This is a genomic window from Mycobacterium sp. NGS45, from assembly GCF_059812645.1.
In genome coordinates this window covers 87149-97329 of sequence record NZ_JCALDB010000018.1, presented here as the reverse complement: position 1 = coordinate 97329, position 10181 = coordinate 87149, and the positions used below count along the sequence as shown (strand labels likewise).

9 protein-coding genes are annotated in these 10181 nt (G+C 68.8%); 5 read left to right on the top strand and 4 right to left on the bottom strand.

Annotation, left to right across the window (positions count from 1 at the left end; all coding sequences use genetic code 11):
* The gene (locus AC5Y3P_RS16775) at positions 1–750 is read right to left on the bottom strand and encodes an SDR family oxidoreductase (RefSeq protein WP_500047046.1); all 750 of its coding nucleotides are present in this window, start codon (positions 748–750) and stop codon (positions 1–3) included.
* A 76-nt stretch (positions 751–826) separates the two neighbouring features.
* Here AC5Y3P_RS16775 and AC5Y3P_RS16770 point away from each other — a divergent pair, with 76 nt between their 5' ends.
* Positions 827–1690 (top strand): LysR family transcriptional regulator, encoded by an 864-nt coding sequence (locus AC5Y3P_RS16770; RefSeq protein ID WP_500047045.1) that lies wholly within the window; start codon positions 827–829, stop codon positions 1688–1690.
* On the opposite strand, the gene AC5Y3P_RS16765 is transcribed toward AC5Y3P_RS16770, so the two are convergent.
* Positions 1680–3212, bottom strand: a complete 1533-nt coding sequence (locus AC5Y3P_RS16765; protein WP_500047044.1) for a glycerol-3-phosphate dehydrogenase/oxidase — start codon at positions 3210–3212, stop codon at positions 1680–1682. The two genes, AC5Y3P_RS16770 and AC5Y3P_RS16765, sit on opposite strands and share 11 nt — an antisense overlap.
* Positions 3212–3859: a TetR/AcrR family transcriptional regulator gene (locus tag AC5Y3P_RS16760; protein ID WP_500047043.1), complete on the bottom strand. Its 648-nt coding sequence runs from the start codon at positions 3857–3859 to the stop codon at positions 3212–3214. Before AC5Y3P_RS16760 ends, AC5Y3P_RS16765 begins: the two co-directional genes overlap by 1 nt.
* A gap of 32 nt (positions 3860–3891) precedes the next feature.
* On the opposite strand from AC5Y3P_RS16760, the gene AC5Y3P_RS16755 reads away from it, so the two are divergent.
* The 4 genes from AC5Y3P_RS16755 to AC5Y3P_RS16740 all read left to right on the top strand — a co-directional run bounded on the left by AC5Y3P_RS16755 (position 3892) and on the right by AC5Y3P_RS16740 (position 9609).
* Complete coding sequence (locus AC5Y3P_RS16755) at positions 3892–5472, top strand: FAD-binding oxidoreductase (protein ID WP_500047055.1); 1581 nt, start codon at positions 3892–3894, stop codon at positions 5470–5472.
* On the top strand, positions 5469–6395 hold the full coding sequence (locus AC5Y3P_RS16750) for a diacylglycerol kinase (RefSeq protein WP_500047042.1): 927 nt from the start codon (positions 5469–5471) through the stop codon (positions 6393–6395). Before AC5Y3P_RS16755 ends, AC5Y3P_RS16750 begins: the two co-directional genes overlap by 4 nt.
* A gap of 187 nt (positions 6396–6582) precedes the next feature.
* Positions 6583–9081 carry a glycoside hydrolase family 183 protein gene (locus AC5Y3P_RS16745; RefSeq protein WP_500047041.1) on the top strand — a complete coding sequence of 833 codons (2499 nt, stop codon included), beginning with the start codon at positions 6583–6585 and terminating at the stop codon, positions 9079–9081.
* A gap of 3 nt (positions 9082–9084) precedes the next feature.
* Positions 9085–9609 carry a hypothetical protein gene (locus tag AC5Y3P_RS16740; RefSeq protein ID WP_500047040.1) on the top strand — a complete coding sequence of 175 codons (525 nt, stop codon included), beginning with the start codon at positions 9085–9087 and terminating at the stop codon, positions 9607–9609.
* A gap of 3 nt (positions 9610–9612) precedes the next feature.
* On the opposite strand, the gene AC5Y3P_RS16735 is transcribed toward AC5Y3P_RS16740, so the two are convergent.
* Positions 9613–10125 (bottom strand): DUF3145 domain-containing protein, encoded by a 513-nt coding sequence (locus tag AC5Y3P_RS16735; protein WP_500047039.1) that lies wholly within the window; start codon positions 10123–10125, stop codon positions 9613–9615.
* Positions 10126–10181 lie beyond the last annotated feature (56 nt).

Genomic DNA, 10181 nt, shown 5'->3' with positions numbered 1-10181 from the left:
TCAGCGGGTGGTGTAACCGCCATTGGCGAAGATGGTCTGGCCGTTGATCCAGTGCCCTTCGCCGGCCAAGAACACCACCAGCGGTGCGATGTCCTCGATCTTGGTCAGCCGGTTGCCCATCCCCTGCGACTTGTGGAACTCGACGCGTTCCGGGGTCTCCTGCGGGTAGAAGAACGGCGTGTCCATCGGGCCCGGTGCCACGTTGTTGACGTTGATCTGACGCGGCGCGAACTCCTTGGACGCGGCCCGGACGAAGTGCTCCACCGGGCTCTTGGCCCCGGCGTAGGTCGAGTAGCCGTCGGTGTAAGCCGCCAGCAGCGCGGTCACGATCGTGGTCAGGCTTCCGTTGTCGGCAAGCCGGCGGCCGGCCTCCTGGATGAAGAAGTACGCCGCCTTGGCGTTGATATCGAACATCGAATCGTATTCGGCCTCAGTGGTTTCCAGGATCGGCTTGCGCAACACCTTGCCGACCGTGTTGACCGCGATGTCCACGGTGCCGAACGCGTCGACCGCGGCGTCGAACAGCGCGGTGATGTTGGCCGGCTTGGTCAGGTCACCTTGCACCTTGATCGCCTTGGCGCCGGCGGCCTGCACCGCGGCGACGGTCTTCTCGGCCTCCGGCGCGGAGGCATCGCTGTTGTAGTGCACCGCGACGTTGACGCCCTGCTCGGCGAGTTGCGTACTGATCAGGGCGCCGAGGTTCTTGGCCCCGGCGGCGACGACTGCTGACTTTCCGTTGAGTTTGCTCATAGCGTCGACGCTACGACCGCCACACACAAATGAAAAACAGAACTCTCCGGTAAATCCACAAGTGATACTTGTGGATGTGCTTCCTGATCTTCGTCGCCTCCAGCACTTCGTGTCCGTCGCGACCGCCGGTAGCTTCACCCGCGCGGCCGCCGAACTCCACCTCAGCCAGCAGGCCTTAAGCAGTTCGGTGCGCCAGCTGGAGAACGAACTGGGCAGCGAGCTGTTCCATCGCGAGGGTCGGCGCATCGCGCTGACCGCGGCCGGCCAGGAGCTGCTACGCGCCAGCCAGCCTTTGCTGGCTGCGGCCGCAACGGTGCGTGACCAGGTCCGCGCGGTAGCCGCCGGGAAGCAGTCCTGGGTCGTCGGGCACAGTCCGGCCCTGTCCGGCGCCGAGGTGTACACGCTGATCGAACCCGCGGTGACCAGCTTCCCCGAGTCGTCCTTCACGCTGCGTCAGCTCTACCCCGGTCAACTCGAGGCCGCGGTCGCCGACGGGTCGGTGCAGCTGGGGCTACGCCGCGCCGTCTCCCCCGCCGGCGAGTTGGCGGCCGCGGTGATCGACTACCACCGCATCCGGGTGGCCGTGCCTGCGGGGCACCATTTGGCCGATCGGGCCTCGATCGAGCTCACCGAGTTGGCCGGTGCCCCATTGGCGCTGTGGGCCCCGCCCGGGTCGTCCTACTTCAGCGATTTCCTGATGGGTGCGTGCCGCCGTGCCGGCTTCGAGCCCGACTACGTGGTCAGCCGGGTGCAGGGCGCGGCCATGGTGGCCGCACCGCTGACCACCGGTGCGGCCGCGTTCGTCACGGCCGAGCCCGGCCCGGCGATGTCGGGACGGGTCCAGGTGCTGGAACTCGAACCGCGCTTGTTGGTCCCGGTCCAAGCGATTTGGCAGCGGCACACCGTCTCGGCCGTACGCGATCTGTTGATCAGCGGTTGACCACGAATTCGGCCGCGGCCGCAGCGGCGCGCTCGCGATCGGCGGCCACCAGCCCGATCCTGGTACGCCGGTCCAGGATGTCGTCGGCGTTCAGCGCACCCTCATGGGTCAGCGCGTACTCGAATTCCGCCCGCAACACGTCGATTCCGCCGACCACCGGGTCGGTGGGTCGTTCGCAGGTGGCCTGCGCGATCACCCGCGCCGCCTCGTCGCCGAAACGCGCCACCAGCGACGACGGCAACTCCAGTCGCGGTGCCCGCGATCCGGGATTGGCCGGGGCGCCCACCAGTGGCAGGTTGCGGGTCCGGCACGGCCCGGCCACCAATGCGCGGCGGGCAATGGCCTGGTCGAGCACATCCTCGGCCATGTGCCGGTATTCGGTGAGCTTGCCGCCGATGATGCTGAGCACCCCCGTCGGGCTTTCGATCACGGCGTGTTCACGGGAGATGTCGGCGGTGTCACCGGCGCCGGTGTCGATCAGGGGCCGCAGACCGGCGTAGCTGCCGAGTACGTCGGAGCGTTGCACGGTGCGATCCAGCGCGGTGTTGACGGTGTCCAGCAGGAAGTCGACCTCGCCCGGAGTCGGTTGCGGCACATCGGGAATCGGCCCGGGCGCGTCCTCGTCGGTCAGACCCAGATAGACCCGGCCGAGCTGTTCGGGCATCGCGAAGATGAACCGGTTCAGCTCCCCGGGGATCGGGATGGTCAGCGCCGCAACCGGATTGCCGAACGCGGCGGCGTCGAACACCAAATGTGTTCCGCGGCTGGGCCGCAACCGCAACGACGGATCCAGTTCGCCGGCCCACACCCCGGTCGCGTTGATCACCGCGCGCGCCGCGACGGTGATCGATTCGCCGGTGAGCTGATCGGTCAGCCTCGCCGAGGTGGCGGTCAGCTGGTCGGCTCCAACCCGGGTCAGGATCACCGCGCCGTGCTGGGCGGCGGTGCGCGCCACCGCGACCACCAGCCGGGCGTCGTCGATCAACTGCCCGTCGTAGGCCAGCAGGCCGCCGCCGAGTCCGGCGCGGCGCACCGTGGGCGCCAGTTCGGCGGTGCGCGCCGCGCTGATCCGCGCTGAACGCGGCAGCACCGAGGCCGGCGTGCCGGCCAGCCGACGCAGCCCGTCGCCGGCCAGGAAGCCGACCCGGACCAGCGCCCGTTCGGCCCGCCCCATCGAATCCAGCAGCGGCACCAGCTGCGGCATGGCCCGCACCAGGTGAGGTGCGTTGCGGGTCATCAGGATTCCGCGTTCGACGGCGGAGCGTCGCGCGATCCCGACGTTGCCGGTGGCCAGATAGCGCAGCCCGCCGTGCACCAGCTTGGAGCTCCACCGACTGGTGCCGAACGCCAGGTCGTGTTTCTCCACCAGCACCACCCGCAACCCACGCGCGGCGGCATCCAGCGCAACCCCGGTGCCGGTGATCCCGCCGCCGACCACCAACAGGTCGATGGTGCCGCCGTCGGCCAGCGCGGTCAGCTCCGCGGCGCGGCGAGCGGCGTTGAGCGCAGTCGAATTGGTCATCAGGTCAGGTATCCGTTCAACGCTCGGGCCAGCTCGACGGCCAGCGCGTCGGGAGCCAGGATGGGTGCGACGATCTGCGCGGACTGGATGGTGGACTGCGCGATCAACAGCACCATGGCGGCCATTTCGTGCGGATCGCCGGCGCGCACACTGCCTTGCCGCTGCGCGACCGAAAGGTCGGCGGCCAAGGCATCGATCAGCACCTGCTGGCTGGTACCCAACCGCTCGCTGATGTAGACCATCGCGAAGTCCGGAGCGCTGCGCAGGACGGCCTTGAGCAGGTCATCGTCGCGGAGCCGGGCGCACAGCGCAACCACCCGATTCACGATCGCCACCCGGCCGGGCCCGGCCTGCGGGACCTCGTCGAGCAGCGCAGTGACCCGCTCGGTCAGCAGTGCGGCCAGGATGGCGCGGGTGTCCGGCCAGCGGCGATACACCGTGGGGCGACTCACCCGGGCCCGACGTGCGATCTCGGCCAGGGTGACGCGGTCCACGCCGAAGTCGCGCACACAGGACGCCGCGGCCGCCAGGATGACCGCCGCGGTCGGGTCGCCGGCCGCGTCGGTGGCGCCCGGGTCCAGGGCGCTCACGTCGGCAGCATCGAGCCCGACGCTTCCCACCTGCGATTCATTACTGATTGACAGCATCTGTAATACTGTAACTCATGGAGCTACCTCCGATGAAGTGGAACGCCTGGGGTGACCCAGCCGCAGCCAAACCGCTCGCCGACGGCATCCGCGGTCTGCTCGAACAGGCCCTGGGCGTCGTGGCGACGACGGAGTCCGAACTGCAGCCCGAACAGGTGCGGTTGCGGCCGTCCACGCTGACCGCGGCCGACCGCACCGCGTTGGCGGCCATCGTCGGCGACGAACACCTGACCACCGACGACGCCGCCCGGCTGCGCTACGCCGGTGGCAAGTCCACGCTGGATTTGTTGCGCCGCAAGGACACCGGTGAACAGGATGCCCCGGATGCGATCCTGGCCCCGGGCAGCGAGGAAGAGATCGCCGCGGTCCTCGCGCACTGCGCGCAGGCCGGCATCGCCGTGGTGCCGTTCGGCGGCGGCACCAGCGTGGTGGGCGGACTCGATCCGCTGCGCGGCCGGTTCGCGGCGGCGATCAGCTTGGATCTGCGCCGATTCGACGCGCTGTACCGCCTCGACGAAATCTCCGGCGAGGCCGAACTCGGCGCCGGGGTGACCGGTCCGCGGGCCGAGTTGCTGCTCGGTGAGCGCGGTTTCTCACTGGGTCACTTCCCGCAGAGCTTCCAATTCGCCACCATCGGCGGCTTCGCCGCGACCCGCTCGTCGGGCCAGGCCTCTGCGGGCTACGGCCGCTTCGACGACATGGTGTGCGGGCTGACCGCGGTCACCCCGGCCGGCGTGTTGGAGTTGGGTCGCGCGCCCGCGTCGGCAGCCGGGCCGGATCTGCGTGAGCTGTTGCTCGGCTCCGAGGGTGTGTTCGGCATCATCACCCGGGTGCGACTGCGGGTGCATCCGGTGCCCGAGACCACCCGGTATGAGGCCTGGTCCTTCCCGGATTTCGGCACCGGTGCGGCCGCGCTGCGCGCCGTGGTGCAGACCGGCACCGGCCCGACCGTGATCCGGCTGTCCGACGAGGCCGAGACCGGGGTGAACCTGGCCACCACGGAAAGCATTGGCGAGCAAAGTATTACCGGTGGCTGCTTGGCCGTCACCACGTTCGAGGGTAGTACCGAACACGCCGAAAGCCGGCACGCCGAAACCCGCGCGGTGCTGGCAGCGAACGGCGGCACCACACTGGGTGAGCAACCCGCCCGCGCCTGGGAGCACGGCCGGTTCAACGCGCCCTATCTACGTGACTCGCTGCTGGCCGCGGGTGCGCTGTGCGAGACCCTGGAAACCGCGACCACCTGGTCGAACATCGACGCGCTGAAGTTGGCGGTGACCCAGGCCCTGACCAGCTCGCTGGCCGAATCCGGTACGCCCGCACTGGTCTTGTGCCACATTTCGCATGTGTATCCGACCGGTGCGTCGCTGTACTTCACCGTGGTCGCCGGCCAGCGCGGCAACCCGATCGAGCAATGGCACGCGGCCAAACAAGCCGCCTGCACCGCGATCGTCGGGACCGGCGGCACCATCACCCACCACCACGCGGTGGGCGCCGATCACCGCCCGTGGATGCAGGACGAGGTCGGCGGGCTGGGTGTGGCGGTACTGCAAGCGGTCAAGGACACCTTGGACCCGGCCGGAATCCTCAACCCGGGCAAGCTGATTCCATGACCGGCAGCGGCCGCGTCACGGTGCTGACGAATCCGGCCTCCGGACACGGCAACGCCAAGCATGCGGCCGAACGTGCGATCACCCAGTTGCACCGGCGTGGACTGGATGTCACCGCGATCGTGGGCCGCGACGCTGCACATGCGTTGCAGTTGGCGCGCGAGGCAGTCGGGTCCGGCACCGAGGCGTTGGTGGTGGTCGGCGGTGACGGTGCGATCTCGTTGGCGCTACAGGCCTTGGCGCGCACCGAAACGCCGCTCGGGATCGTGCCGAGCGGGACCGGCAATGACCACGCCCGCGAATTCGGAATCCCCACCGGGGATCCGGAAGCCGCTGCCGACGTCGTGGCCGATGGTCACACCAGCACGATCGACCTCGGTCAGATCCGCGGTGCGGACGGCACCACGAAATGGTTCGGCACCGTGGTCGCCACCGGCTTCGACTCGTTGGTCAGCGACCGCGCCAACCGGATGCGCTGGCCGCACGGCCGGATGCGCTACAACCTGGCGATGCTGGCCGAGTTGTCCAAGCTGCGACTGCTGCCCTTCGAGATCTCGTTCGACGGCGGCGAGCCCGAAGCACTGAACTTGACCATGGCCGCGATCGGCAACACCCGCAGCTACGGCGGCGGCATGCTGATCTGCCCGCACGCCGACCCGACCGACGGGCTGCTGGACGTCACGATGATCACCTCGGCCTCCCGGTCGCGATTGGTGCGGCTCTTCCCGACGGTGTTCAAGGGCACCCACGTCGACCTCGACACCGTCAACACGCGGCGCGCGCAGAAGCTCACCGTGCACTGTCCGGGCATCAACGCCTACGCCGACGGCGAACTGGCGGCCGGACTGCCCGCCGAGATCGAAGCGGTGCCCGGCGCGCTGAAGATCCTGCGGCCGCGCGGCGAGCTCGGGCGGCAAACCCGGTAACGGTTCATCTGCTGATGCCGATGAGGCTTTTGAGAAAACTGAGACGCCTGGCGTAGCGGCACGCTAGCGTCTGAAAACCCTGGTCGAACCGTTCCGGTGGAATCGGCGCGTCTCGTCCGATCCCCGGGCGGCACGCGGTACGTTTCGCACAGGTCTGGGGCCGGCGAATTGATGAGTACGGAGCGTCATGGATTCAACCAAGTACATCGGTCGTGTCGGTGCTCTTGCGGTCGCCCTCGGGATCGGCACCGCGCTGACCACCGGCACCGGGGTCGCCTGGGCCGACGGCACCGAGACCGGCGGTGCCAACACCACCAGCAGCGACGACGGCGCCGCCAAGACGCCGCGCAAGTCCGCGCTGTCCAAGCTCGGGGAACGAGTCCGTAGCGAGGTCAAGTCCAGTCTCGACGACGTGAGGGATTCGCTGAACGACGGTGTCGAACGCGCCCAGAGTCGGGTGGAGAAGTCTCGGGTCACCCTCGGCAACGGCCGCACCCCGGCCGGCTCGAGCACCCCGGCCGGCTCAAGCACCCCGACCGCCAACGTCCCCGAGACCCCGGCCGCCGAAACCACACCACAAGCCACCCCGCCCAAGCCGCGTGAGTTGCTGGCCGACCTCGGCGAGCGAATCGGCATCCGGCTGCCCCAACTCCCGGCGGCGAGCACCAAGCCCACCGACCCGGCGGCGGCCACTCCGGCCAAGCCCGCCGCGCCCGCCGTCGAGCAGGTCCAGAAGACCGCCACGAAATCCGAGACCAAATCCCGGGATCGGATCATCCCCGAGGCCGTCACCGCCGTCCCGGACCTGCGTCGGCCGGCCCGGCCGGACGCGGTGCTCGTCAACGTCCGCGCGGCGACCAGTGCGGTGAGCAAGGCCGTGACCCGGCGCGCGCAGACCGCGATCAACACGCTCGACGACCTGCCGACTACCGTCGTCACCGCAGCGACGCCGAAGCTCGGCGCAGCCGCTCCGATCGCGCCCTTGGCAGCCGCCGGCGACGATGCCGCGCCGATCGAGGCCGCGACACCGAGCCCCGCACCCGTGGTGTCGGCGCTGTTGGCCGCGGTCGGCTTGTCGCCGCTGGGCGCCGGAGCCACCCCGGTGGCACCCGGCGGACCACCGGCCGCCTGGGCGTTGATGGCCTGGGCGCGACGGGAATTCGCCAGCGCCATCAACCCGAACGGCAACACACTGGTGTCACCAGGCGACGTCGAGGACACCGTGGCCGAGGGCGAGCCGACCCTGCGGACCGACGCCGAGATCCAGCAGATGGCGTTGGTGACCACCGACGCCGCGGCCCCGGGCACGGTCATCGTCGGTCCCGGACAGACTGCGGCACCGGTCATTTCCGGGTCGACCAGCTCTTCGCAGACCGGCTGGGTCACCGGCCCGAACAGCAACACCAGTCATTGGTATGTCGCGGGCACCGACCTCGGCATCATGTGGGACAGCGGCTACAACGATCCAGTTACCGGTAAGCCGGTCATCTACACCCTGTTCGGCGACACCTACAGCGAATCGGGCATGACCGGAGACTGGCGCAACAACGTGTTGTTCCGGTCCAGTGACTGGGACCTCAACAACGGCATGTCGTTCACGGATGCGCTGATCCGCGCCGGGGCCGCCGAGAACCCGCCGGGAATCCCGACGTGGTACGGGACCGGAGGAAACCGCGCAGGCGCTGCCCAGATCATCTCTCCCGACGCCGTCGACGCCGACCTGGGCACGACCACCTACACCTTGATCCCGACCGCCGGAATCGCTGTTCCCGTGCGGGATGCGGAGGGCCAGCAGGTCTACGACGCCGACGGCCAGCCGGTGATGACCCAGTACGCCACCGTGATGTCGATTCGGGAGTGGGGCCAGGCCGGCAGCTGGACCACCAACTGGGCGGCCACCGCCGTGTCCACCGACGGCGGCAAGACGTGGACGATTGACGAAAGCACCGTCCGGAAGGCCGCCACCGACAAGAACTTCCAGCAGAACGCCATGGTCTATGGCGACAAGGACGACGCCGATTCCTGGACCGGCGGCGCGGTCGGCGAAGGCGAACAGTACGTCTACGTCTACGGCACGCCGTCCGGCCGGCAGGGTTCGGCGTACGTCGCCCGGGTGGCCGAGAGCAAGATCACCGACCTGGACGAATATCAGTACTACGCCGGCGACAACGCAGACGGCAGCGGCAATTGGGTGCAGGGCGATCCCACCCAGGCCAAGGCCGTCATCACGGCCGAAGGCGCTGGTTCGATACTGCCCAGCAGCGGGATCCTCGGCGTCTTCGTCAAGCCGTTCGAGAGCCTGCTCAAACTGGTGTTCCCGTCCTGGTTCGAGGCGGGCGGCTTCCTCAACGCAGGTGGCGCAAACGGCAACGTCAGCGAGATGTCGGTGCAGTACAACCCGTTCCTCGACAAGTACGTCGTCACCTACACCGATGGCGCCAACAACGTGGTGATGCGGGTGTCGGATTCACCGCAGGGCAAGTGGTCCAATGCGACCACCCTGCAGGGCAACGACTACTACGGCCAGAACTCGAGCATGTACGCCCCGATGATCAACCCGATTTCCGGTGATTCCACCGTCGTGGGCGAGGCCAACGCAAAGTACCTGTACTACAACCTGTCTCAGTGGGACGGCTACAACGTCCGGATGATGCGGGCCGACCTGAGCAAGCTGACGATCCAGTAGCTGATGCGTCGTCACATCCCGGCACTGGCCACGGCTGCGCTGACCGCGGCCGTGGTCAGCGCATGTGCGGCCCACGCCGAACCCACGCCCACCCCCGACCCGACGGCGAACGTTGCGCCACAGGCCGGTTCGGCCTGCAGTTCAGACCTCGACGGGGCACTCACTGCGCTACCCGACGCCGCCGACACCCCGAGCAACGCCAAGAACTTGCTCGAGTGCCAGGACGGCAGCTGGCAGCGCTACCGGGACCCCTACCCGTCCTCGGATCGTTGGCTGACCACCGGCGACCCGTTGACGCTGCACGGGCAGGGCCGCCGCAACCCGGAGATCATGGCCGGAACCTGGACGGGTTCGCCGCAGACCAATGAAACGCAGTGCAGCGCAGAGCGCGTCGACGTGATCCGAGCGGGCGAGACCTCAGAGCCCGAGGCGTTCTCCGCGGACCCGGGTCAGCCACTGGCCATCGAGGTCAGCAACCACCTGTTCACAGTCACGCTGCGCGGCTACTGCCTGTGGCAGCGGGACTGAACGTCAACCAACACCGCGGCTGAGCCAGCTGACCTCGGCGCCGTCGCCACCATTGCGGTAGGGCTCGAGTGCTTCATCCCACGCCGTGCCCAGCACGGTGTCCAGTTCGGCGGCCAGCGCATCGGCGCCGTCGGCCATCAGGGCGCGCAGCCGCATCTCGCCGACCATGGTGTCGCCGTTGGCACTCATCGCCCCGCTCCACAGCCCCAGCTGCGGGGTGTGGCAGAACCGTTGCCCGTCGACACCGAAGCTCGGGTCCTCGGTGACCTCGAAGCGCAGCACCGACCAGGACCGCAGCGCATCGGCCAGCGCGGCCCCGGTACCCACCGGGCCGACCCAGTTGATCACCGCGCGCAACTGTCCGGGCATGGCTGGTTGCGGGGTCCAGGTGAGCTTCGCCCTGGCATTCAGGGTCGACGAAAGAGCCCACTCGACATGTGGGCATACCGCCGCGGGAGAGGAGTGGATGTAGACCACACCTGTCGTCGCGTCGGCGAACTGGTTCGACGCACGCATCGGCTGCTCCTTTGTTTCGACGAGGGACGTCTTCCCCAACGGCCTCTTCGAACTGG